Here is a 23,479-nt window from a genome sequence, read left to right on the forward strand (position 1 = left end):
GAGCTGAATATGACGACCGTCGGAGTCGGGATGGTCGGGTACGCGTTCATGGGGCGCGCCCACTCCCAGGCGTGGCGCAGCGTGGGGCCGTTCTTCGGGCCGCCGCTGACGCCCGTCATGGCGGCCCTCGCCGGACGTTCCGCCGACCGGGCCGGCGCCGCCGCGCAGTCGCTCGGCTGGGCGTCGGTGGAGACCGACTGGAAGGAGCTGCTCCGCCGCGACGACGTCGAGCTCGTCGACATCTGCACGCCGGGCGACAGCCACGCCGAGATCGCGGTCGCCGCGCTGGACGCCGGCAAGCACGTGCTGTGCGAGAAGCCGCTCGCCAACTCCGTCGCGGAGGCCGAGGCGATGGTCGCCGCCGCCGACCGGGCGCGCGAGCGCGGCGTCCGGTCGATGGTCGGGTTCAACTACCGGCGCGTCCCGGCGGTCACCCTGGCGCGGCGGCTGGTGGACGAGGGGCGCATCGGGACCGTCCGGCACATCCGGGCCCAGTACCTCCAGGACTGGCTGGCCGACCCGGAGGCCCCGTTCACCTGGCGGTTGGACCGCGACAGGGCCGGGTCGGGCGCGCTCGGCGACATCGGCGCGCACATCATCGACACCGCGCAGTTCATCACCGGGCAGTCGCTCGTCGGCGTGTCGGCGCTGACGGACACCTTCGTCCCGGAACGTCCGGCGCCGGGCGGCGGTACGGCGCGGGTCACGGTCGACGACGCGGCCCTGTTCATCGGACGCACCGACGCCGGCGCGCTCGCCACGTTCGAGGCCACCCGCTTCGCCACCGGCCGCAAGAACTCGCTGCGCATCGAGGTCAGCGGCTCGTCCGGCGCCCTGTCGTTCGACCTGGAATCGCTCAACGAACTCTGGTTCTACGACGGGACCGAGGACGGCGAGACCGCCGGGTTCCGCCGCATCGTCGTCACCGAGCCCGTCCACCCGTACGCGGGGCACTGGTGGCCGCCCGGCCACATCCTCGGATACGAGCACACCTTCACCCACCAGATCGCCGACCTGCTCACCGCCATCGCGGACGGCACCGACCCGCGCCCGTCGTTCGCCGACGGCCTGCAGGTGCAGCGCGTCCTCGCCGCGGTCGCGGACAGCGCGGCGTCCCGCGGCTGGGTCGACGTAGAGGGGAGCAACTAGCCATGGCACGACCGATCACCCTGTTCACCGGCCAGTGGGCGGACCTGCCGTTCGAGGAGGTCTGCCGGTTGGCGTCCGGCTGGGGCTACGAGGGCCTGGAGATCGCCTGCTGGGGCGACCACTTCGAGGTCGACAAGGCCGTCGCCGACGACTCCTACATCCCGCGCAAGCTGGAGACGCTCGCCAAGCACGACCTCAAGGTGTGGGCGATCTCCAATCACCTCGTCGGGCAGGCGGTCTGCGACATCCCGGACGAACGCCACAAGGCGATCCTGCCGGAGCGGATCTGGGGCGACGGGGAGGCCGAGGGCGTGCGGCAGCGCGCCGCCGCCGAGATCAAGGACACCGCCCGCGCCGCCGCCGCATTGGGCGTCGACACGGTCGTCGGCTTCACCGGCTCCTCGATCTGGCACACGGTCGCGATGTTCCCGCCCACCCCCGACGCGATGGTGGAGCGCGGATACGCCGACTTCGCCGAGCGCTGGAACCCGATCCTGGACGTGTTCGACGAGGTCGGCGTCCGGTTCGCGCACGAGGTCCACCCGAGCGAGATCGCCTACGACTACTGGACGACCGTCCGCACGCTGGAGGCGATCGGGCACCGTCCCGCGTTCGGGCTGAACTTCGACCCGTCGCACTTCGTGTGGCAGGAACTCGACCCGGTCGGCTTCCTGTTCGACTTCCGCGACCGGATCTACCACGTCGACTGCAAGGACACCAAGGTCCGGACGGGCGACGGCCGCCGCGGGCGCCTCTCGTCCCACCTGCCGTGGGCGGACATGCGGCGCGGCTGGGACTTCATCTCCACCGGACGCGGCGACGTCCCCTGGGAGGACGTGTTCCGCGCCCTGAACTCGATCGGATACGACGGCCCCATCTCCGTCGAATGGGAGGACGCGGGCATGGACCGCCTCCAGGGCGCCCCGGAGGCCCTGGAGTTCGTCAGAGCCCTGAACGCGATGGAGCCTCCGGAGGGCGCCTTCGACGCGGCGTTCTCCTCCGACTGAGCCAACGCCGGGACGCCCATCGGCGGGACGACGATGAGCCGGTCCACGCCCAGGTCGCCGTACTCCCGGACGTATCCGGCGTCCGGGAGCTTCGGCGGGCTCACCGAGATGTGCAGCGACCTCCACCACCGCGCCCGCGCCCTCGCCGACGACGTGGCCCGCACGGTCGCGAAGGCGATCGGCCGCGTCATGCAGCCGTTCTGGGCCGAACAGATGATCCGCCCACGCCGCAAACGCTAAGGGAGGGCGCGGAAGTCGGTGAAGTCGAAGCCGGGGGAGACCACGCAGCTGACCAGGACCTCCTCGTTCCCGGCCGGACGCGCCGCCTGCCAGACGCCGGGTGGCACGACGGCCTGGGGGACCTGCCCGTCGGCCAGGCCGTCGCCGAGCATCACCGTCTCCGGGTTCCCGGCCGGACGTTCGCCGTCGCCGTCGAGCAGCAGCGCCAGCGGCCCGCCCTTGTGCCACAACCAAACCTCGGCGGACCGGACGGCGTGCCACATCGACTCCTCGCCCGGCGGCAGCAGGAAGTAGATGCCGGTGGCGCTCGCCCGCTCGCCCGGATAGCCGTCCGGTGCGAAGGTCACGTCCGACCGCCACGTCTCCCGGTACCAGCCGCCCTCGGGATGCGGGAGCAGGCCGAGCGCCGCCGCCGTCGCGGGCCGGTCGAGGAGCGCGGCGTGCCGTCCGTCCGGCCCGCGCCGCAGGTAGCGGACGCGGGTCGCCGCCGTCTTGTCGATCACCCCGCGGCCCGGCGCCGCGCCCGGCTCGGGATCCAGCGTGACCGCGACGACCTGCCCGCCCTCGAACACGTCGTCCGCGACGGCCAGCGCCGCCTCCTCGGGCGCCCAGGCGGCACCGGTCTCGGGCAGGACGAAGCGCGGGCCGGGCTCGGCCTCCCAGGCGTCGAGCATCGTGAGCAGCAGCACGCAACGAGCCTAGTGCGAGTTCGGGGGGCCGCCAGGCGGCGGTCAGTCCATTTCGGAGAGGCGGGCCGGGTCGAAGGTGATGGGGTAGGGGCGGTCCAGCGTCAGGGTTTCGCCGGAGCGGGCCCTGCCCGCCACCTCGTAGCGGTCGCCCTCCAATTCGAGCAGGGTGATGGTGGGGCGTGGCTCCAGGTCGACGAGCCAGTAGTGGGGGATGCCGGTCGCGGCGTACTCGTCGACCTTGCGGACGCGGTCGATCTGCTCGTTGACCGTGCGCGGCGTGACGACCTCGGCGACCAGGATGAGGTCGGGCCCGTAGTAGGTGCGGGTCTGGCGTTCCAGGGCGGCGCGGGCGACGTCGCGGGCCACGGCGAAGACATCGGGCTTGCGGATGCCGGACGGCGTCGTCACGTCCTGCGGGGCGCCCGCGATGTGGACGTCGGCGTCGGCCTGGCGGGCCGCGTCCTTCAGGATCGTCTTCAGCTGCTCGGCGGCGTGGTCGTGCCACAGGTCGCCCGGAAGCTCGTTCAGCCAGCCGTCCGCGAGTTCGTAGCGGCGGCCCTCCTCGGGCAGCGCGTCCAGGTCGTACAGCGTGTACGGGCCGTGTGCGCGGCCGAGCGTCCCGCCCATGGATCGTCCCCCTCACCGCTCGATCACGGGCTGCTTCGAACCTAGCGGACGGGCGTCCGAAAGGCCGGTAAGCATGATCGCGCGTCGGGATGCGGCCGAATGTCTCGAAATCCGAGCGACGTCGAGTTACGATGTATCGCGTCTTGACCCTCCACCGGCTGGAGGGGGCAGCCTGCGGAGGCCGGCCGCCTCGAAGGAGAGAAGCGATGAGCGTCGAGCAGCATCCCGCGCCCGCACTGCGCGCCTCGGACCGCGACCGCGACGAGATGCTCGTCCGGCTGCACACCGCCTTCGCCGAGGGGCGGCTGAACGAGCCGGAACTGGAGGAGCGCATCGACCGGGTCCTCGCCGCGCGCACGCACGACGAGCTGGGCGCCGTGGCCGCGGACCTCCCGTCCGGCCGGCCCGTCCCGGCGGTTCCCCGCGGCGGCCCCGTGGGGCGGTTCCAGGTCGCCTACAAGAGTTCGGTGACGCGCGCCGGGCGGTGGCGGCTGCCCGAGCGCTTCACGACGGCCGTCTATAAGGGCTCCGGCATGATCGACCTCCGCTCCGCCGAGCTGGACGGCCCGATCACGACCCTCCGGGTGATCGCCTACAAGTCCGCGGTGGAGATCATCGTGCCCGCGGGTATCCGCGTGGAAGCGGACGGTGTGGGGGTCTCCGCCGAGGTGCACGGGGACCCGCCGGCGGGCGCCCCGGTTGTCCATGTCCGGGGTTATGCGTACAAGGGGGCGATCCGGGTGAAAGGTCTGATACGACTGCCCTGAAGTGATAGAACGCTCCAGCGGCCCCATTGGCCGCCGTTCATGCGGATGTCGGTACAGGACGTCCCATGGCGCGATTTGATGGTGGTCCGACAGGACCGTGAAGGAGCGCGTGTGACGGCGAGGACCCCGGAGCAGGGTGAGGCCCCGCGGACGGTCGAGGACGGCCCGGCGGGCTCCCGAGAGGTCCGGCGGCGGCTGACGTTCGGCGTCGCCGGCGACATCGCCGACATGCGCGCCGCCCTGTCGCCCTGGCAGCGCGCCTACGAGGCCTGGCGGGCGGCCGGCCTCAGCTGGGGGCACGGCGCCCCGCCCCGCGAGCGCGCGGCGAGCCGCAACGCGGTCCGGGCCGGGAGCCCGCCGGACGAGGCGGCATCGGCCGAGCCGAAGCCCGAGCCCGCGGCCGAACAGCCCGAGCCGGCGGCCGAGAAGCCGAAGCCGACGGCCAAGAAGCCCAAGCCCTCCGGTAAGAAGCCCAAGCCCGCAGCTAAGAAGCCCAAGCCCGCGAAGCCCGTCCCCGGCGATGTGCTGGTCGCCGGCTCCCCGAAGCCGGCCCCGAAGAAGGCCCCGAAGCCCGCGCAGCGGCCGGCGCTGTGGCGGCGGCTCCGCACACGCGCCGCGATCGGGGCCGGGCTCACCGTGGTCGCCGCCGGGACGGTCTTCGCCGTGGCGCAGCGCGCGGAGGCGCCGACCGAGCCGGGCATCCGCGGCCCGATCGCGGCGGACGAACTGTTCGCCCTCGACCCGGCCGCCGCGACCGACGGCCTCGTCCAGGACCTCACCGCGATCGCGTCCACCGGTTCGGTGGTCGTCGCGGCGGGCACCGAGGGCGACGGCGCGCCCGGCCGGGAGCGGGCCCGCTTCCTCGTCTCCACCGACAGGGGGCGCACCTGGACGCTCGCGGAGATCCGCACGCAGGACGGCTCGACGCCTCCGCCCGGCGAAACGCCGCACCTCGTCTCGGGCTGGTCCGGCCACTGGACGGCCCTCGGACGTGCGCCCGGCGGCGGCACGGTGGAGTGGACGAGCGAGGACGCCAAGGTCTGGACGCGGCGTCCACCCGGCGCCGGCTTCACACCGTCCGACCAGGTGAACGACCTGGTCTACACCGACCGCGGCTTCATCGCCGTGGGCGGCTCGAAGGGCCGCGCCGTCGCCTGGACCTCCGGGGACGGCCGGACGTGGCAGCGCGTCGACGGCATCAAGGGGATCACCGGCTTCGACCGTGCGGCGGTGGCCGGGAACGTCGTCATGGCCCACGGCACGTACGCCAGGAAGGTCACGGAGAAGAAGGGCCGCAAGAAGGTCACGCGGACGGTCCGCGCCGACGCCCTGTGGCGTTCCGTGGACGAGGGCCGGACGTGGACCAGCGTGAAGGTGCCCCAGGCGCAGGGCTCCTACGGGCCGATGAAGGGCCTGGTGGTCGCCGCCGGCGGCTTCGCGACCGTCCGCGAGGGCAAGCAGACGTCCGGGCGGAAGAAGCACCGCAAGACCAAGCGGTCCGGGGTCCTGTTCACCTCGGCGGACGGCCTGAAGTGGCGGGTGGCGGGCCGGTTCGGCGGGTCCGGCATCGAGCGTCTCGGCGACACCGACGGCGGCTTCGCCGTCATCGTGCGCGGCGCGAAGGGCGCCCGCGCGATACTGCGCAGCGCCGACGGCCGCACCTGGCAGCCCGGCGGGAGCATCCCGGCGGGCGTGCGGATCAGCGGCCTGGCGCGCGCGGGCCTCGGCGGGGTCTCCGTCACCGGCCGGCAGGGCGACGACGCCTACCTGCACGGCGTCGACCTGCGCACCGTGCCGGGCGCCGTCCACGCGGAACGCTCGGTCGGGTCCCTCGCCGCCGGCCCGGCCCTCTCCGTCGCCGTGGGCAGCACGAACGGCGGCGCCGCGATCTGGACGGCCCCCGACGGCCTGCGGTGGTCGCGGGCCCGGATCCCCGGCACCCCCGGCCGGCTGTCGGACGCCGTGCACGGCACCGCCGGCTGGCTGGCCGTGGGCCGGGCGTCCGGCACGTCGCCCGCCCCGCTGGCGATGACCTCGCAGGACGGGCTGGCCTGGGAGAAGACCGCGTTCCCGGCGGGGCCGGCGCCGGTGGCGGCCGCCACGGGACCGTCCGGCTACGTCGTGGTCGGGCCCCGCGGGTCCTGGCGCTCCACCGACCTCCGGACCTGGAAGCGCGCCGGTCTCGACGGCGTCCCGGCCGACGTGACCGCGACGTCCGGCGCGTACGTGGCGGTCGGCGCCCGCGGCGAGGCGCCCGCCGTCTGGACGTCCCCCGACGCCGCGAAGTGGACGGCCGCCGAACTGCCCCCCGGCCTCACCGCTCCGCTCACCCAGGTCACCGCGCACGGCGACACGCTGGTGGCGATCTCCGCGAGCGCCATCGCGCTGGTCTCCACCGATGCCGGAGCGACGTGGACGCAGCGCAACATCGGCCCCGGCCTGGCCGCCGCCGCGGTCACCTCGACCCCGCGGGGCTTCGTCCTGACCGCGAGCACGAACGACGACGGCGCCGTCCTGGCGTCCGCCGACGGGACGACCTGGCGCCGCCTCGACGTCGGCGGGCTCACCGGCCCCGGCGAGCAGCGCCTCACCACCCTGACCACGATGGGCGGCACCGTCCTGGCCACGGGCACCGACGGCGGAGCACCGACCCTCTGGCGCACGCCCGTGCCGAAGTAGGGGGTCGCATGCCGGACCTCGTCGAGCCCGTCACCTCCGTCCACAGGTCGTTCGTCGCGGCCATGGAGGAGTTCCGCGCCGAAGGACGCGGCGGCCGTCTCCGCTACTGGGTCCCCACCAAGCCGTCAGCCTAGGCCGGCACGTCGGCGGAGCCGGAAGGCGGTCGAGGCCGCGCTCTGGCCCGGGCTCGGGCGCGCGGCTCAGCGGTCAGCCGTTGCAGCCGCAGGAGCAGCCCTTCGGGCAGGAGCATCCGCCGCCGTGTCCGCAACTGCAGTCTTTTTTCGTCATGAGCGGAACGTAACCTCTGCGGCACTGTGCGGTCTATGACCGGGGCGCGATGTGCATCTGTCGTGGAGGACACGGGCCGTCCCGTGGCGGGGACGCGGGACGGCCCGTGCCCGGTCAGGGGGTCAGAAGTTGATGTGGAAGTCGACGCCGAGCAGGACGAGGACCCAGAGGAAGATGGCCAGCAGGGCGCTGATGATGCGCTCGACCAGGCCCTCGTCGATGTAGCCGCGGTCCCAGGCGATGAACACGCCGATGATGAGGTAGATGAGGGTGAGCAGGCTGATGTGCGGCCGATATCGTCTCGCCATGGAAGGCGTCTCCTCCGGATGGGGGGTGTGACGATCCGTCGCTGCCCGGAGGTACCGGGAGAAAACACCGGCGGCATTCCGGGACATACCGCGACGATCTTTTTGGTATCTCCCAAATTCGGAGAGCCGCCTACTTCCCTCCGGACATGTCGATGCGGACCACGGCCGGGTCGCGCTCACCGGCCCGCGCGGCGAACTCCGCGTTGCGGTGCAGGATGTCGAACTCGTGCTTGCGGGAGCGCAGCGACCGGCTGAGCAGGATGTGGTCGAGGTCCTCGGAGTTGCCGGCGGTCACCGCGGTGTAGCGGTCGCCCGCGGGCAGCCCGGCGGAGAGGTCGGTGAGCCCGGCGGTCGCGGTGAGGCTCTGGACCGGGATGGACGTCCCGCCGGTGTTGAACTCGCCCGCGACGATCACGCGGGCGTCCGCGTCCACCTTCCGGACCGAGTTCACGAAGCCCGCCACCGCGCGGGCCTGCGCGTCGCGGCGCCACTCGGTGGGCCGGGCCGGCGGCTGGTACCGGCCGAACAGCGGCTGGTCCTGGCCGGTGCGCGGATACCAGCGGTTGGCGATGACGATGAGGGGGCGGCCCTGCCAGGTCAGCTCCCCGGCGAGCGGCTTGTGCGTGCCCGCCCAGGCGGCGCTGCCGGGCGCGATCCGGCCGGGGCTCAGGGTGAGCCCGGCGGTGCCGCCGCGCCGCACCGCCTTCACCGTGGTGACGGCCGGGTCGGGCCGCTCGGGCGGCTCGTCCGGGACCGGCTCGCCGGGGGCCGGGCGGTCCACGAACGCGAGCCCCCGGTCGGTGCGGAACAGGAAGCCGGCCCGCTCGTTGACGCCGTCCTCGCCGCCGTCGGCGTTGTCGCGCGGGTCGACCGAGCGCCAGTCGTAGGCGGGGCCGCCCGCCGCGCTGATCGCGGTGATGAGCTGCGCGACGGTCTGGTCGGTGGCGACGGTGCCGTCGTCGTCCGGGCCGCTGTTGTCGCCGACGCCGGTGACCGCGACGAGGTCGGGGGAGCGCAGGCCGTGCACGATGTCGCCCGCGAGCGCGGTGAAGCGGGCGGGCGGCGCGTCGGGGTTCAGCCCGTCCAGCGCGGTGGTGGCGACGGCCATCTCGCCGGGCCGCTGCGGGCGGGTCGACTCCCGGGCGAGCGCGCCGGCGGCGCGCCGCGGGGTCGCGGTGAGCAGCAGCTTGTAGTCGCCGTAGGAGTAGTCCAGGACGCCGCGGTTGGCGCCGGGCAGCCGGTCGCCGACGTTCATGCCGGGCAGCGGGGCGAGCGCGTCGTCGAGGATGACCCGCTCGGGGTTGGCGTCGAGGTCGCGGAGCAGGATGCCGCCGCGCGTCGTCCGCGCCCCGGCCCCGGCGCCGTTCGCGGGCAGCACGGGCAGCTCGCCGTAGCGGGACGGCCCGACCGCGACGGCGTCGCCGATCTCGATCCGCATGCCTTCGAGGGCCTCGTAGAAGTCGAGGCCGTCGCGGCGGGGGTCGAACGCGCCGCCCCGCTCCACGTTCCCGTGCCCGCGGTCGATCACGCTCGTGGGCGCGCGGCGTCCGCGCCGCCCGCCGAGGACGGCCGCCGGGGGCAGCGCCGCCCCGTGCGCGGAGACGGAGACGCCCGTCGCGTCGATCTCGGTGCGGGTCAGCCCGCCGGACGACGCGCCGCCCGGCCGGAACTCGCCGACCCTGCCGTCGACCCGGACCGCGTCGCCGACCGCCGCGCCCGGCCGCTTCCCGGTGTAGACGAAGACGCCCTCGGACGTCGCGGCGCTCCGGTCGGGACGCGGGTCCTGCATCCAGAACCCGTTGACGGCGAGCGCCGTCACGACCCCGGGCACCTGGGAGACCCGGGCGCCGTTCAGCGGCGAGACGTGCGCCGCACCCTGGATGTCATGGATGCGGACCGGGCGGGAGGCGGCATGCGCGGGGGAGGCGATGGCGAGGGGCGCGGCGAGCGACGCCGCGGCCAGGACAGTCCCCAGACCGTGGATCACCCAAGGATGATACGGGCGGGACGGCCCCGGCCGCGCCACGCGGCCGGACTAGTCGAACAGCACGACCTGGCGGATCACTTCGCCGTCGTTCAGCGCGCGGACGGCGTCGTTGAGGTCGGCGAAGCCGATCCGGCGGCTGATGAGGCCGTCGATGTCGAGCTTCCCGGCGCGCCACAGGTCGACGAAGAGCGGGATGTCGCGCTTGAGGTCGCAGCCCCCGTAGAGGGACGCCTTCAGGCTCTTGCCGTCGAAGAGCAGCGCGAACGCGGTCTGGCTCCAGTTGTCCTCGAAGGAGCCCGCGCCGACCACGATGACGTCGCCGCCGCGCCGGGTCGCGTTCCACGCCGTGGTGATCGCGGCGGACTTGCCGACGGCCTCGAAGACGTAGTCGAAGCCCGCGCCGCCGGTGAGCAGCCCCTTGGTCGCGTCCAGATCGTCCAGCGTCGCGGTGTGCGTGGCGCCGAGCTGCTTGGCGACCGGGTGCTTGGCCTCGTTCGGGTCGATCGCCAGGATGGTGGACGCGCCGGCGATCCTGGCGCCCTGGATGACCGACAGCCCGATACCGCCGGTGCCGACGACCGCGACCTTCGAGCCCGGCGCCACCTTCGCGGTGTTGAAGACCGCGCCGAGGCCGGTCGGGATGCCGCAGCCGAGCAGGGCCGCGTACTCGAACGGGATGTCCTCCGCCACCTTGACGACGCCGCGCCGGGGGAGCACGACCTCCTCGGCCCACGTGCCCGCGCCGGCCATGCCGAACGCGGGGCTGCCGTCGCCCAGCGTGAAGCCGGGCTGGCTGAACGACTGCGCGAGGTAGGTCATGCACAGGTACGGCTCGCCGCGCAGGCACTCGGCGCACTCGCCGCAGTCGGGCGTCCAGTTGATGACGACGTGGTCGCCGGGCTGGACGCCGGTCACCCGCTCGCCGACCTCCGCGACGACGCCGACGCCCTCGTGGCCGATCACCGTGGGCAGCGCGGACGGCAGGACGCCGGTCATGGTGGACAGGTCGGAGTGGCAGACCCCCGTCGCCTTGATCTTGACCTTGACCTGGTCGGGGCCCGGATCGATCGTCGTGACGTCGTCGCGCAGGTCGAGTTCCTTGTCGCCGACCGCACGCAGGACCGCGGCACGTGCCATGGCTGCCTCCACATTGAGGAGAAGAAAGGGTGAGGTGTGAGGGATGGGGGACAGGCGGCGGGGAGGGCTACTCCTCCAGCGTCAGCGCGGCCTTGGGGCACGACCGGACCGCGTGCCGGACGCGGTCCTGGTGCTCCGCCGGGACGTCCGGCAGGAGGATCTGGAGCTCGTCCTCGTCATTGAGGTCGAAGACCTCGGGTGCGAGCCCGACGCACACGGCGTTCGCCTCGCACACCAGCGGGTCGACTCGTACTCTCATCGCTTCTCCGTTCAAGGGCCGATCGTGACCGCCAACTTACCGAATCCGGTTCGGAAGAGGGCGCCCACCCCCGGAAGTAGAACACGTTCCAGTCTGCCCGGGCAAGACTCGCGTCTCATGGCGGCGGGCACGGATAGTAGGGTGCCCCGACGGAGGAGATCGATGACCAACATCAAGGCGTCCACCGAGCCGGGGACGACCGACCGAACCGCCACCGCGATGCCCGCGGAGCTGCTGCGCACCGCGCGCATGGCCAAGGGCTTCATGCCGGACGGCGAAGGCCTCGCGCTCTACGAGACGGCCCTGGACTACGGGGCGCGCCTCGCGGGGACCGGCCCCCTGCTGGAGGTCGGCACCTACTGCGGCAAGTCCGCCGTCTACCTGGGGGCCGCGGCCAGGGCCGCCGGGACGATCCTGGTCACCGTCGACCACCACCACGGCTCTGAGGAGAACCAGGCGGGCTGGGAGTACCACGACCCGTCCCTGGTCGACCCGAGCACGGGCCGGATGGACACGCTGCCCACGTTCCGCAAGACGATCGGGTACGCCGGCCTGGAGGACGAGGTCGTCGCCATCGTCGGCCAGTCCCGCACCGTGTCGGCCTTCTGGCGCACGCCCCTGGCGCTGCTGTTCATCGACGGCGGGCACGCCGAAGAGCACGCCCAGAACGACTACGAGGGCTGGGCTCCGCACGTCGCCGCCGGCGGTGCCCTCGTCATCCACGACGTCTTCCCCGACCCGGAGGACGGCGGGCAGGCACCCTACCACCTCTACCTGCGCGCCCTGGAGAGCGGCGCGTTCGAGGAACGGCGGGTGGAAGGGTCGCTGCGCGTCCTGGAACGCGTCGGCGACGCACCCGCCTAATCGTTGAGTTGCGGCGTGTTGTCCTTATGAGCGGTCTCTTAAGGGCAACACGCCGCAACTCAACGGGATGCGGCGACCAGGGCGCACCCGCACGCGAGCGGATCGGACGCCTCCGAAGGCCCGAGCGGCCGTCCCGCGATCTCCTTGAAGATCCGGGAGCCGGGGGAGGCGTCCGCCAGCGCGTCCGCCGCGAGGATCACCGCGGCCGCCGTGTAGGTGGAACGGTCCCCGGGGAAGTGCCGCTCGTTCTCGAACTGCCAGCCCGTCCAGTACGAGCCGTCCTCGTGCCGGAGGTGCTGGATGGTCGTGAACAGCTCCAGCGCCCGGTCGCGGTCGCCGGCGGCGTCCAGCGTCAGCACCAGCTCGCAGCTCTCCGCCGCCGTCACCCACGGCTGGTCGGACACGCAGCGGCAGCCGAGGCCCGGCACCACGAACGTGTCCCACTGCTCGTCGAACCGGCGCGCCGCGTCCGCGCCGCGGACCGGGCCGCCGAGCACCGGGTAGTACCAGTCCATCGACCAGCGGGACTTGTCGGCGAACGCCTCCGGATGCGCCGCCACCACGTGCCCGAGCTGGTCGGCGGCGAGCTCCCACTCCGGCTGCGGCTCGCCGAGGTGCTCGGCCAGCGCGACCGCGCAGCGCAGCGACTGGTAGATCGACGAGCAGCCGGTCAGCAGCGCGTGGTCGGACGCCTCGCCGCCCTCGTGCCGGATCCAGATGATCTCCCCGCGCCGGGTCTGCAGCCCGAGCGTGAAGTCGATCGCCCGCCGCACCGCCGGCCACATGTGCCGCGTGAAGCCCTCGTCGCCGGTCGCCAGCAGCTCGTGCCAGACGCCGACCGCGAGGTAGGCGGCGTGGTTGGACTCGCCGCCCGGCTCGGTCACCTCGCCGAGCACCCACTTCGCGGGCCACGACCCGTCCGGCCGCTGGACGCCGCGCAGCCACTCGTAGGCGCGCCTGGCCTCCGCGCCGAACCCGGCGACGGTCAGCGCCATCGCCGCCTCGACGTGGTTCCAGGCGTCCACGTGGCCGGGCACGCCGCCCACCGGCGAGAACCACGGGATCGCGCCGGACGGCTCCTGCTGCGCCGCGATGCTCCGCGCCGTCGCGACGATGTCGTCCGAGGTCAGGACGCCGGGAACCGAGGGCGGGACGGTCTCAGACCGCATCCGCCGTCTCCTTGGCCGGGGTCGCGGGGGCGCCCGGCGTCGCGGGCTTGGCGAAGTACACGACGACGCTCTTGCCGATCAGCGGGTTCATCACCCGCTCGGCGACCCGGGTCGCCAGCGGCCGCTTCATGATGTCCCAGACGAGGATCTGGTGGTAGGCCTTGGCGAGCGGGTTGCCGTCGTTGTTCACCCCCACCGCGCACTTGATCCACCAGTACGGGGCGTGCAGCCCGTGCGCGTGGTGGTGGCCGCCGACCTTGAAACCGACCGACTTCAGCTTGGCCTCCAGCTCGGCGCGCGTGTAGATCCGCACGTGCCCGCCGGGGGCGGTGTGGTAGTCCTCCGACAGCGCCCAGCACACCCGCTCGGGCAGCCAGCTCGGCACCGTCACCGCGAGCCTCCCGCCAGGCTTGAGGACGCGCAGCAGCTCGCGCATCGCCCGCATGTCGTCGGGAATGTGCTCCAGAACCTCGGACGCGACGATCGCGTCGAAGTGGTCGTCGGGGAACGGCAGGTCGAGCGCGTCACCCTGCACGGTCTCGGCGGTCGCGTCCGCGGGCACCTCGTCTTCGAGGCGCATCGCTCCGAACATCGTCTCGACGCCCGCCAGCTCCTCGGCGTCCTGGTCGAAGGCCACGACGTGCGCACCCCGGCGGTACAGCTCGAAGGCGTGCCGTCCGGCGCCGCATCCCATGTCGAGGACGCGGTCTCCGGGGGTGACGCGGAACCGCTGGAAATCCACGGTCAGCAGGGTGGTGCTCCTTCCGTACAGGGGTGCCCGGCGGGCGTCCCCTACTTGCCCCGCGCCTGATCGGCGCGGGCGGCCAGCCGCAGGTAGTTCTGCTGGGCGATGGCCGCCCGGTAGTGCTCGACGGTGGCCTGCGCCACGGCCGGCCAGGCGAAACGCCGCTGGACGCGCGCGAGACCCGCGGCGCCCGTCCTTGCCCGCTCCTCGGCGGAGTCGTGCAGGCGGTGCAGGGTGGCGGCGAGCTCCTCGACGTCCCCGGGCTGCACGAGGATACCGGCGTCGCCGACGACCTCGGGCAGCGCCCCGGCGCGGCTCGCCACCAGCGGCGTCCCGGACGCCATGTGCTCCACGGCCGGCAGCGAGAACCCCTCGTAGCGGGACGGGACGACGGCGATCTCCGCCGACGCCAGCAGCTCGCCCAGCTCGTCGTCGCTGATGCCGCTGACGAACTTCACCCGGTCGCCGAGCGCCAGTTCCCGGACGAGCCGCACGGTCGGGCCGTCCTTCTGCGGCTTGCTGACGACGACCACGTGGACGTCCCGCTCGGTGGCGACCTTGGCGACCGCGCGCAGCAGCACGTCCACGCCCTTGATCGGCGCGTCGGCGCTGGCCATCGCCACGATCCGGCCGGGGACGCGCTCGCCGCGCGGGTGGAAGATGCGGGTGTCGACGCCGAGCGGCAGGATGTCGATGTCGCGCGGGTCGACCTTGAAGTCCTTGACGATGTCGACCTTGGACGACTCCGACACCGTCAGCACCGGGCCGATCCGCCGCGACACCTGCGCCTGCATCCCGACGAACCCGTACCAGCGGAGCTTGCCGAGCTTCTGCTTGACGCCGCGCGCGGCCTCGATCTCGATCCGCCGGTCGACGCTGATCGGGTGGTGGATGCTCGTCACCAGCGGCAGTCCGAGCCGGCCGATGCCGAGGTTGCCGAGCCCGAGGACCTGGTTGTCGTGGACGACGTCGAAGTCGCGGCGGCGGCGCCTCAGCAGCCGCAGCGCGCGCAGCGAGAACGTCAGCGGCTCGGGGAAGCCGCCGGTCTTCATGTGCGCGAACTCCAGGACGTCCATCCAGTCGCGGAATTCGCCGAGGGCAGGGGTGCGGAACGGGTCCTCGTCCCGGTACAGGTCCAGGCTCGGGAGCTTGGTGAGGGTGATCTCGTCCCGGTCCAGCTGCGGGTACGGCTGACCGGAGATCACCTCGACCGCGTGCCCGAGGTCGGCCAGCTCCCGGCTCAGATGCCGGAGGTAGACGCCCTGGCCGCCGCAGTGCGGCTTGCTCCGGTACGAGAGCAGGGCCACCCGCAGCGGGCCGTCCTGGGACGAAGCCTCCGACTCTCCTGACTCACCCACGCCAGCCCCTGCCCACGCACCACTCCCGTCAGTCGAGGGACACCGGACGCACGCGTACCGGCATCTCCTTTATGCCGTTGATGAAACTAGACCTTAGCCTGCGAACGTTACCGCCGAGTTCAATATTGGGCACGGCGTCCAAAAGTGTTTCGAAAAGCACACTCAGCTCGAGTCGGGCGAGGTGGGACCCCAGGCAGAAGTGCGGTCCGCCGCCGCCGAAGCCCAGGTGGGGGTTGGGGTCCCGGCCGACGTCGAAGGTCCACGGGTCGGCGAACACCGCCTCGTCGCGGTTGGCGGACGAGTAGAAGACGACGACCTTGTCGCCCTCCTTGATCTTCTTGCCGCGCATCTCGACGTCCCGGACGGCGGTCCGCCGGAACAGGTTGACCGGGGTGACCCAGCGGACGATCTCGTCCACCGCCGTCCGCACCAGCGACCGGTCGGCCTTCAGCCGCGCCCACTGCTCCGGGTGCTCCAGCAGCGCGAGCATGCCGCCGGTCGCCGCGTTCCGGGTCGTCTCGTTCCCGGCGACCGACAGCAGCATGACGAACAGCTCGAACTCGTCGCCGGACAGGACCTCGCCGCCGGCGTCCGGCTGGAGCAGCTTGGTGACGATGTCCTCGCGCGGGTTCTCCCGCCGGTCGGCGGCCAGGACGTTGGCGTACGCGTACAGCTCCGTCGCCGCCGCCTGGCCCTCCTCCGGCGTCCGCTGGAACTCCGGGTCGTCCCCGCCGATCAGCGTGTTCGACCAGGTGAAGATCTTCTCCCGGTCCTCCGGCGGGGCGCCCAGCAGCTCGCAGATCACGTACAGCGGCAGCGGCGCCGCCAGGTCCCGGACGAAGTCGGCCCGCTCACCCCGCTCGACCGTCTCCGCCACGAGCTTCCGGCAGATGTCCCGGATGTGCTGCTCCAGGGCGCCGATCGCCCGGGGGGTGAACCCCCGGTTGACGATGCTCCGCTTGCGCGAGTGCTCCGGCGGGTCCTGGTTAAGCATCATCATCCGCTGCAGGACGAGGTGCTCCTCCGGCGGCTCGTCGAACAGCGCGAGCCGCCGCCACGACGAGAACACCTCCGGATGCCGCGACACGTGGACGACGTCCTCGTGCCGGGTGACCGCCCAGAACGGCGGGTACTCCCGCTCCGGGTCGCCGTGGTGCCGGTGCACCGGATCGTGCTCGCGCAGCCACGTCAGCTGCTCGTGCGGGATGCCGCCGCGCTCGTACGCGCCGGGGTCGACCAGTTCGATGTCGGGGGTGGTGCCGGCAGTGGTGCTCATCGCCTCGAACCTCCTCGTCCGGAGACGCCGTCAACCCCCCAGTGGGGCCGACGGTGTGAAGCTCACCGGGATCTCCTTGTAGCCGTTCACGAAGTTGGACCGGAGTCGGCGGGGCTCCCCGGCGAGCCGGATGTCGGGCATCCGCTCCAGGATCGTCTCAAAGATGATCCGCAGGTTCATCCGCGCGAGGTGCGTGCCGAGGCAGTAGTGCGGGCCGCCGCCGCCGAACCCGATGTGCGGGTTCGGGTCGCGCCCCACGTCGAAGGCGAAGGGGTCCTCGAACACGCGCTCGTCGCGGTTGGCGGAGCCGTAGAACAGCACGACCTTGTCGCCGGCCTTGATCTCCTTGCCGCCGAGCTCGGTGTCGACGAGCGCCGTCCGGCGGAACTGGTTGAGCGGGCTCACCCAGCGGACGATCTCCTCGACCGCCGTCGGCAGCAGGCTCCGGTCGGCGCGCAGCCGCTCCCACTGGTCGGGCCGCTCGAAGAAGGCCAGCATGCCGCCCGCGGTCGCCGTCCGGGTGGTCTCGTTCCCGGCGATCGACAGCATGATCACGAACAGCTGGAACTCCTCCAGGCTGACCCTGGAGCCGTCCGCGTCGGGGGTGAGCAGCTTGGTCACGATGTCGTCGCGCGGCGTCGACTCGCGCGCCGCCGCGAGCTGCCCGCCCCACTCGGCGAACTCGGCGGCGCACAGCGTCGACTCCTCGCGCCCCCCGATGAAGTCGGGGTCGTTGAACGCGACCAGCTTGTTCGACCAGTGGAAGATCTTCTCCCGGTCCGCCAGCGGCGCGCCGAGCAGCTCGCAGATCGTGTAGAGCGGCAGCGGCGCGGCGAACTTCTCCACGAAGTCGCACTCGCCGAGCGGCGCCGCCTCGTCGATCAGTTCGTTGCAGATCGCGCGGATGTGGTCCTCCAGCCGGCCGATCATCCGCGGCGTGAACCCCTTGTTCACGATGGCGCGCAGCCGCGTGTGGTCCGGCGGGTCCTGGAACAGCATCATCTGCCCGTACAGGGCGATGTCGTCGGAGGAGAACTCCTCGAACATCGCCGTCCGCTCGTGCGAGGAGTAGGGGTTGGCGCGCCGCGACACCGACACCACGTCCTCGTGCCGCGTCACGGCCCAGAACCCCGGGACGCCCTCGTTGGGATCCTGGTGCCAGTGCACCGGATCGTTGTCGCGCAGCCACTGGAACTGGCGGTGCGGGATCCCGCCGCGCTCGTACACGCCCGGATCGATGATGTCGATCTCGGGCGCGCGGAAGATCCGGTCGGTGGAGGCGATGGACGTCGCAAGTGCCATGGAACACCCTTCGTGCCGGGACGGAGCCAGTCCCTGAACTGAGCGCTTGCTTGGGAATAGATCTAGAACACGTTCTAACATGAGACTGGAGTCTCATCAAGAGCCCGGCCCCCCGGAGTGACCCACGCCGCACCCCCGCACGAGCCTCCCGTCGTCGCGGCAGCCGGTACGGGGGCGCCGGCCGGACGCCTGCGCCCGCTAGCGGAGGACGTAGCGCAGGGGGTCGTCGGTGCCCTCGCGGCGGGCCGTCCCGCGGGTTTCGAGGGTGCGGAGGTGGGCGGCGGCCTCGGCGGCGGCCATGCGGCGCGCCTGCTGGGACATGCCGGCCCACGGGTGGCGCCATGTGAGGCCCGCCGTGAGGTCCCACAGGGTGATGGGGGCGGAGGAGAGGAGGGCCGTCACCTCGGCGAGGCGCTCCTCGTGGTGGCCGATGATCTCCTGGGCCCGCTCGGAGAGGCCGCTGAAGCGGTACTGGTGCGCCGGGAGGACCTCGCCCACGGTCATGGCCGAGACCTTGTCGAGCGAGCCGAGGAAGTCGCTCAGCGGGTCGATGTCCGGGGTGTCGTACGGGTAGAGGCCGATGTGCGGGGTGATGCGCGGCAGGACGTGGTCGCCGGTGAAGATGCGGTCGCCGTCCTCCAGGTGCAGGCAGATGTGGCCGGGGGAGTGGCCGGGCGTCCAGACGGCGCGCAGGCGGCGGCCCGGGACGTCGGCCAGGTCGCCGTCGGACAGTTCGCGGTCGGGGATCGCGGGCGGCGAGACCGAGATCTGCCGGGCCGGCCCGGCCAGGTCGGACTCGGCGGCGCCGGCGCGGCGCAGGGCGGTCAGCTCGAACTGGCGGCGGCCGCCCATGCCGGCGGCGTGGAAGAGGCGGACGACGTCGGCGTCGGCGTGGTGCATGGCGATCCAGGCGCCGGACGTCTCGCGGACGCGGCCGGCGAGCCCCGAGTGGTCGGGGTGGAAGTGCGTGACGACGACGCCGTGCACGTCCGAGACGTCGATCCCGAACGTGCCGAGCCCGTCGCGCAGGGCCGCCCAGGCGTCCTCGTGCTGCCAGCCCGCGTCGATCAGGACGGGCCCCTTCGGGCTCTCCACCGCGTACACGAGCGTGTACGCGAGCGGGTTGTCCGGGATGGGGACGGGAACGCTCCACAGCCCGCCGCCGAGGTCCTCAGGTTCCGGCTGCACCGAGACCGCCTTTCGCGCCTTCAAAGCATGGGAACGCCCCGGCCGGGGCGGCCGGGGCGGATGACCGGGTCAGATGCGCTCAAGGATGGACGCCGTGGACAGCGCGCCGCCCGCGCACATGGTGATGAGGGCGGTCCCGGCGTCGCGGCGCTCCAGTTCGTGGAGGGCGGTCGTGATCAGGCGCGCGCCGGTGGCGCCGACCGGGTGGCCGATGGCGATGGCGCCGCCGTTGACGTTGACCCGGTCCATGTCCGGCTTGTGGACCGACGCCCAGGAGAGCACGACCGACGCGAACGCCTCGTTGATCTCGGTGATGTCGATGTCGTCCATCGTCAGCCCGGACCGCTGGAGGACGCGCTCGGTCGCCTGCACCGGCCCGTCCAGGTGGTAGTACGGCTCGCCGCCGACGAGGGCCTGTGTCCTGATCCGCGCGCGGGGCCGCAGCCCGAGGGCCTCGGCCTTCTCCTCCGACATCAGCAGGACGGCGGCGGCGCCGTCGGAGATCTGGGACGAGGTGCCCGCGGTGTGCAGCGCGTCCGGCATGACGGGCCGCAGGCCGGCGAGGCCGTCGGCGGTCGTCTCGCGCAGGCCCTGGTCGCGGGTGACCTCGCGGGTCTCCCCGGTCGGCTTGCCCTCGGCGTCCAGGACGGGCGCGGTGACGGGCGCGACCTCGCGGTCGAAGCGGCCGTCCGCCCACGCCTTGGCGGCGAGCTGCTGCGAGCGGGCGCCGAACGCGTCCAGGTCGGCGCGGGTGATGCCGCGCCGGGCGGCGATCCGCTCGGCGGCCTCGAACTGGTTCGGCATGTCGATCGACCAGTCGTCCGGGCGCGGGTTCGCGGGCATCACGTTGGTGCCGAGCGGGGCGCGGCTCATCACCTCGACGCCGCAGCCGATCGCGACGTCGACCACGCCGGCCGCGATCTGCGACGCCGCGAGGTGGACGCCCTGCTGCGAGGAGCCGCACTGCGCGTCGAGCGTGGTGACGCCGGTCTGCCACGGCAGCCCCGCGTACAGCCAGGAGTAGCGGCCGATGTGCCCGCCCTGCTCGCCCGCCTGGGTGACGCAGCCCGCGAAGACCTGCTCGACCTCGGCGGCGTCGATGCCGGAGCGCTCGACCAGCGCGTTCAGCGCGTGTGCGAGGACGGCCATCGGCTTCATGCCCGCGAGCCATCCGTTGCGCTTGCCGAGCGGCGTGCGCACGGCCTCAACGATCACCGGGGTACCCATGCGGTCTCCTTCTAGAACGCGATTCGCCTTCGAATGTAACGTGTTCTAACTTTCCTGGGGAGATCCGGGTCCCGCTGAGAGGGACCGGCCCGCGGCCGGTACCGCGATCAGTACCGCACGCGGAGCTCCTTGATGCCGTTCAGCCACGCCGAGCGGAGCCGGCGCGGCTCGCCCAGCCGGGCGATGTGCGGCATCTGGTCGGCGATCGCGTCGAACATGAGGCCGATCTCCAGCCGGGCGAGGTTCGCGCCGATGCAGTAGTGCGCGCCGGTGCCGCCGAACCCGAGGTGCGGGTTGGGGTCCCGGGTGACGTCGAACGCCATCGGGTCGGTGAAGACGTCCTCGTCGAAGTTGGCGGAGCTGTAGTACATCGCCACGCGGTCGCCGGCCTTGATCTCGACGCCGCCCAGCTCGGCGTCCCGGACGGCCGTCCGCTGGAACGCGGTGACCGGCGTCGCCCACCGGACGACCTCGTCCGCCATGGTCTCGGGACGCTCGGCCTTGTACAGCTCCCACTGGTCCGGGCTGTCCATGAAGGCGATCATCCCGTGCGTGATCGCGTTGCGGGTCGTCTCGTTGCCGGCGACGGCGAGCAGGATCATGAAGTAGCCGAACTCGTCGTCGGACAGGCCGCGCCCGTCCACGTCCGCCTGGACGAGCTTGGTGACGATGTCGTGCGCGGGGCAGCCGCGGCGCTGCTCGGCCAGCCCCATCGAGTAGCCGATGATCTCGGCGGCGGCGCAGGCCGGGTCGTCGTTGTACTCGGGGTCGTCGTAGCCGAGCATCTTGTTGGACCAGTCGAACAGCCGGCGCCGGTCCTCCTGCGGGACGCCCATCAGCTCGGCGATCGCCTGCAGCGGCAGCTCGGCCGCGACCTCGCTGACGAAGTCGCCCTCGCCGCCGCGGCGGCGCGCCTCGGCGACGATGCGCCCGGCGCGGTCCCGCAGGGCGTCGTGCAGCCCGTTGATCACGCGCGGCGTGAATCCGCGCGACACGATCTTGCGCAGCTTGGCGTGCTGCGGCGGGTCCATGTGCAGCAGCAGGTTCTCCCGCTGGACGTCCAGCTCCTCGGCGCTGAACGTCTCGTTGAACCTGATCACGGCGCCGTTTGCGTTGGACGACCACTGCTCGTGGTCGCGGGAGATCTCCTTGATGTGGGCGTGCTTGCTGATCACCCAGAAGCCGTCGTCGGCGAACCCGGTGCGGCCGCGCGGCTGCTCGTTCCACCAGGGCGCGCCGGTCCGGCGCAGCAGCGCGAACTCGGCGAGCGGGATGCGCTCGGCCATCAGGTCCGGGCTGGCGAAGTCGAAGCCGGCGGGGACGGCGGCGGTCTCCGAAGTGGTGGCGGTCATGCGCGGTACCTCCCGAAATCACGGCGCTTGCCGCCACCGTAGAACCGGTTCCACGGCGACTTCAAGAGCAAATGAGACTCAAGTCTATTCTTCCGTCTCCAGCAAGCGATTGATTGGTGACCGGGCAGTCATGGTGTGAGGGGTGGCGGACCGGTCGACTAGCCTGGGCACTCGACAGCCCCCGCGCCGGAGAGCCCCCATGGCCGCAGATTTCGACGAGCCCGCGTTCGACGAGGAATTCGTCCGCAGCGCCGTGTTCACCGAGCCGTCCGCACGCGAGCGCGCACGGCCGCCGAGCCGCCGCCAGCGGCGGCGCGCACGCCGCGCCGCACGCCGCGCCCGGGGCGGCGGAGCCGGCCCGTTCCGGCGCCGGCGCCGCGAGCCGAGCCATCGCCGGGCGGTGTTCCAGCTGATCGGAGCCGTGCTGGTGCTGTTCGCGATCTCGTTCGGGCTCTGGTGGTGGAACTCCGCTCCCCGCGACGCCGAGCCGGTGCGCCCCGTCGGCCCGACGATCACCCACTCCCCGTCGCCCGCCCCGACCCCGACGGCCCCCGCCACGCAGGCGCCGCCGACCGTGATCCCCGAGGTCTAGGCCCCGCCTCAGGAGCGGCGCACCCGGAGCCCGGCGTACGCCGGGACAAGGACGCCGCGGGCCGCGCGCCGGGAGACGACCCGGTACGGACGGCCGCCGGACAGCAGCGTGCCCAGCATCCGCGCCACCTGTGTGCGCGCGACGGACGCGCCCAGGCACAGGTGCCGGCCCCCGCCGAACCACAGCTGCCGCGTCTCCGGGACGTACTCCCGGTGGATGTCGAACGGCCCGGCGCCGTTCGTCGCCCGGTACGTCAGCAGCAGGACCCGCTCGCCCGCGCGGAGCCGCCGGCCGCCGACGGTCGCGTCCCGGTTCACGTGCCGCCCGATCACCGGGGCCGGGGCGGCGACGCGCAGGCCCTCGCGCACCGCGTTGTCCAGCAGGGACGGGTCGTCCAGCAGCGCCTGCTGCCGGCCGGTGTCGTGCAGGAGCGCCACCGTCCGGACGGTCCCGGACACGCCGGTCTCCGTTCCGGCGATGACGAGCAGGGTCGCGAGCCCGCGCGCGAGCGGCAGGCCGAGCTCCATGTCGCGGCAGCGGCCGAGGAGGGTGTCCGGCCCGGCGTTCCGGTAGGCGTGCGGGACGCCCGCGGTGATCTCGTCCACGATGTCCCGGGCCCGCGCGACGACCGCCGGGTCGAGATCGGTGGACGCGGTGGTGCCCAGCGCCAGCCGGGCCAGCCGCTCCCCGGCGCCGTACAGCTCCCGGTAGGCCTCGTCGCGCCGGCCGGCGGGCAGCCCGAGCAGGTCGGCGACCATCCGCCCGGCGAGGACGCGGGCGGCGTCGGCGACGTCCACGGTCCCGCCCGCGGCGAGCCGGCGGGCCAGCGCGGCGTGCGACGGGCCCTGGGAACGCTCCACCAGGGTCCGCGCGGCGTCCTCGGTGAACAGGTCGCGGGCCCGGGTGCGGATCTCCGCGTGCCGCGCGCCGCCGAAGAACTGCGCCATCTCGTCGCCGAACAGCTGCGTCCACAGGTGGCCGACGCCGCCCTCGCCGTTCATGCCGAAGGCGACGTGGTCGTTGAGGACGTGCCGGGCCAGCACGGGATCCGTCACCACCCACCCGAGCCGGGGGACGCGCGTGATCGGCCCGGTGTGCCGCGCCGCCTCCAGGAGGGCGAACAGCCCCGGGTTGGCCGACCACAGCAGCCGCGCCTCATGCCGCGCCGCGCCGCGGAGGCGCCCGGGGGTCTTTATGCTGGTCATCCGGTCATTGTCCCCGGTTGGGAATCCGGACGGAAAGGCGGTACTACTCAAACCGGGTGAGTGG

Annotated in this window: 23 protein-coding genes; 8 read left to right on the forward strand and 15 right to left on the reverse strand. The window is 72.9% G+C overall.

What is annotated here, in order from left to right; genetic code table 11:
- Positions 1-9: 9 nt before the first annotated feature.
- From AL2_RS13185 to AL2_RS13195, 3 genes are read left to right on the forward strand one after another with little or no spacing between them, the layout of a single operon-like run.
- On the forward strand, positions 10-1,149 hold the full coding sequence (locus AL2_RS13185) for a Gfo/Idh/MocA family protein (protein WP_067633523.1): 1,140 nt from the start codon (positions 10-12) through the stop codon (positions 1,147-1,149).
- A 2-nt stretch (positions 1,150-1,151) separates the two neighbouring features.
- Positions 1,152-2,156 carry a sugar phosphate isomerase/epimerase family protein gene (locus AL2_RS13190; RefSeq protein ID WP_067633525.1) on the forward strand — a complete coding sequence of 335 codons (1,005 nt, stop codon included), beginning with the start codon at positions 1,152-1,154 and terminating at the stop codon, positions 2,154-2,156.
- A gap of 33 nt (positions 2,157-2,189) precedes the next feature.
- The gene (locus AL2_RS13195; protein WP_067633527.1) at positions 2,190-2,396 is read left to right on the forward strand and encodes a hypothetical protein; all 207 of its coding nucleotides are present in this window, start codon (positions 2,190-2,192) and stop codon (positions 2,394-2,396) included.
- Here the strand turns inward: AL2_RS13195 and AL2_RS13200 are convergent.
- Positions 2,393-3,085, reverse strand: a complete 693-nt coding sequence (locus AL2_RS13200; protein WP_245666608.1) for a cupin domain-containing protein — start codon at positions 3,083-3,085, stop codon at positions 2,393-2,395. The two genes, AL2_RS13195 and AL2_RS13200, sit on opposite strands and share 4 nt — an antisense overlap.
- 42 nt (positions 3,086-3,127) lie before the next feature.
- Positions 3,128-3,712, reverse strand: coding sequence for a Uma2 family endonuclease (locus tag AL2_RS13205; protein ID WP_067633529.1), 585 nt, complete (start codon positions 3,710-3,712; stop codon positions 3,128-3,130).
- A gap of 206 nt (positions 3,713-3,918) precedes the next feature.
- Between AL2_RS13205 and AL2_RS13210 the strand changes: the two genes are divergently transcribed.
- The 3 genes from AL2_RS13210 to AL2_RS39745 all read left to right on the forward strand — a co-directional run bounded on the left by AL2_RS13210 (position 3,919) and on the right by AL2_RS39745 (position 7,292).
- Complete coding sequence (locus AL2_RS13210) at positions 3,919-4,479, forward strand: DUF1707 SHOCT-like domain-containing protein (protein WP_067633531.1); 561 nt, start codon at positions 3,919-3,921, stop codon at positions 4,477-4,479.
- Positions 4,480-4,590: 111 nt separating this feature from the next.
- Positions 4,591-7,158 (forward strand): hypothetical protein, encoded by a 2,568-nt coding sequence (locus AL2_RS38035; protein ID WP_067633533.1) that lies wholly within the window; start codon positions 4,591-4,593, stop codon positions 7,156-7,158.
- 8 nt (positions 7,159-7,166) lie between these two features.
- Complete coding sequence (locus AL2_RS39745) at positions 7,167-7,292, forward strand: hypothetical protein (RefSeq protein WP_281181582.1); 126 nt, start codon at positions 7,167-7,169, stop codon at positions 7,290-7,292.
- A 276-nt stretch (positions 7,293-7,568) separates the two neighbouring features.
- Here AL2_RS39745 and AL2_RS13220 read toward each other — a convergent pair whose 3' ends face one another.
- From AL2_RS13220 to AL2_RS13235, 4 genes are all read right to left on the reverse strand, one after another.
- Positions 7,569-7,754 carry a hypothetical protein gene (locus AL2_RS13220; RefSeq protein ID WP_067633535.1) on the reverse strand — a complete coding sequence of 62 codons (186 nt, stop codon included), beginning with the start codon at positions 7,752-7,754 and terminating at the stop codon, positions 7,569-7,571.
- Positions 7,755-7,884: 130 nt separating this feature from the next.
- Positions 7,885-9,741, reverse strand: coding sequence for a DUF8508 domain-containing protein (locus AL2_RS13225; RefSeq protein WP_067633536.1), 1,857 nt, complete (start codon positions 9,739-9,741; stop codon positions 7,885-7,887).
- Positions 9,742-9,789: 48 nt separating this feature from the next.
- Entirely contained in the window at positions 9,790-10,878 is a 1,089-nt protein-coding gene (locus AL2_RS13230; RefSeq protein ID WP_067633538.1) for a Zn-dependent alcohol dehydrogenase, read from the reverse strand.
- Positions 10,879-10,945: 67 nt separating this feature from the next.
- Positions 10,946-11,137: a ferredoxin gene (locus AL2_RS13235; protein ID WP_067633540.1), complete on the reverse strand. Its 192-nt coding sequence runs from the start codon at positions 11,135-11,137 to the stop codon at positions 10,946-10,948.
- Between the two features lie 162 nt (positions 11,138-11,299).
- Between AL2_RS13235 and AL2_RS13240 the strand changes: the two genes are divergently transcribed.
- Entirely contained in the window at positions 11,300-12,001 is a 702-nt protein-coding gene (locus AL2_RS13240; protein ID WP_245666610.1) for a class I SAM-dependent methyltransferase, read from the forward strand.
- Positions 12,002-12,060: 59 nt separating this feature from the next.
- Here the strand turns inward: AL2_RS13240 and AL2_RS13245 are convergent, their stop codons facing one another.
- The 8 genes from AL2_RS13245 to AL2_RS13280 form a co-directional block, all read right to left on the reverse strand.
- A complete protein-coding gene (locus tag AL2_RS13245) occupies positions 12,061-13,170 on the reverse strand; it encodes a glycoside hydrolase family 15 protein (RefSeq protein ID WP_067633542.1) in 1,110 nt (369 codons plus the stop codon).
- Positions 13,160-13,921: a class I SAM-dependent methyltransferase gene (locus tag AL2_RS13250; RefSeq protein ID WP_174550846.1), complete on the reverse strand. Its 762-nt coding sequence runs from the start codon at positions 13,919-13,921 to the stop codon at positions 13,160-13,162. The genes AL2_RS13245 and AL2_RS13250 overlap by 11 nt, the downstream gene beginning before the upstream one ends.
- A gap of 41 nt (positions 13,922-13,962) precedes the next feature.
- Complete coding sequence (locus AL2_RS13255; RefSeq protein WP_067633561.1) at positions 13,963-15,273, reverse strand: glycosyltransferase family 4 protein; 1,311 nt, start codon at positions 15,271-15,273, stop codon at positions 13,963-13,965.
- A 28-nt stretch (positions 15,274-15,301) separates the two neighbouring features.
- Complete coding sequence (locus AL2_RS13260; RefSeq protein WP_067633566.1) at positions 15,302-16,549, reverse strand: cytochrome P450; 1,248 nt, start codon at positions 16,547-16,549, stop codon at positions 15,302-15,304.
- 30 nt (positions 16,550-16,579) lie between these two features.
- Positions 16,580-17,851 carry a cytochrome P450 gene (locus tag AL2_RS13265; RefSeq protein WP_067633572.1) on the reverse strand — a complete coding sequence of 424 codons (1,272 nt, stop codon included), beginning with the start codon at positions 17,849-17,851 and terminating at the stop codon, positions 16,580-16,582.
- A 198-nt stretch (positions 17,852-18,049) separates the two neighbouring features.
- Complete coding sequence (locus AL2_RS13270; RefSeq protein WP_067633582.1) at positions 18,050-19,039, reverse strand: MBL fold metallo-hydrolase; 990 nt, start codon at positions 19,037-19,039, stop codon at positions 18,050-18,052.
- Positions 19,040-19,108: 69 nt separating this feature from the next.
- On the reverse strand, positions 19,109-20,266 hold the full coding sequence (locus tag AL2_RS13275; RefSeq protein ID WP_067633584.1) for a steroid 3-ketoacyl-CoA thiolase: 1,158 nt from the start codon (positions 20,264-20,266) through the stop codon (positions 19,109-19,111).
- Positions 20,267-20,373: 107 nt separating this feature from the next.
- On the reverse strand, positions 20,374-21,618 hold the full coding sequence (locus tag AL2_RS13280; protein WP_067633586.1) for a cytochrome P450: 1,245 nt from the start codon (positions 21,616-21,618) through the stop codon (positions 20,374-20,376).
- Positions 21,619-21,817: 199 nt separating this feature from the next.
- Here AL2_RS13280 and AL2_RS13285 point away from each other — a divergent pair, with 199 nt between their 5' ends.
- Positions 21,818-22,210 carry a hypothetical protein gene (locus tag AL2_RS13285; protein ID WP_067633588.1) on the forward strand — a complete coding sequence of 131 codons (393 nt, stop codon included), beginning with the start codon at positions 21,818-21,820 and terminating at the stop codon, positions 22,208-22,210.
- Between the two features lie 8 nt (positions 22,211-22,218).
- Here the strand turns inward: AL2_RS13285 and AL2_RS13290 are convergent, their stop codons facing one another.
- Entirely contained in the window at positions 22,219-23,415 is a 1,197-nt protein-coding gene (locus tag AL2_RS13290) for a cytochrome P450 (protein ID WP_067633589.1), read from the reverse strand.
- Between the last annotated feature and the right edge of the window lie 64 nt (positions 23,416-23,479).

It is taken from the genome of Actinomadura latina NBRC 106108 (genome assembly GCF_001552195.1).
GTDB lineage: Bacteria > Actinomycetota > Actinomycetes > Streptosporangiales > Streptosporangiaceae > Spirillospora > Spirillospora latina.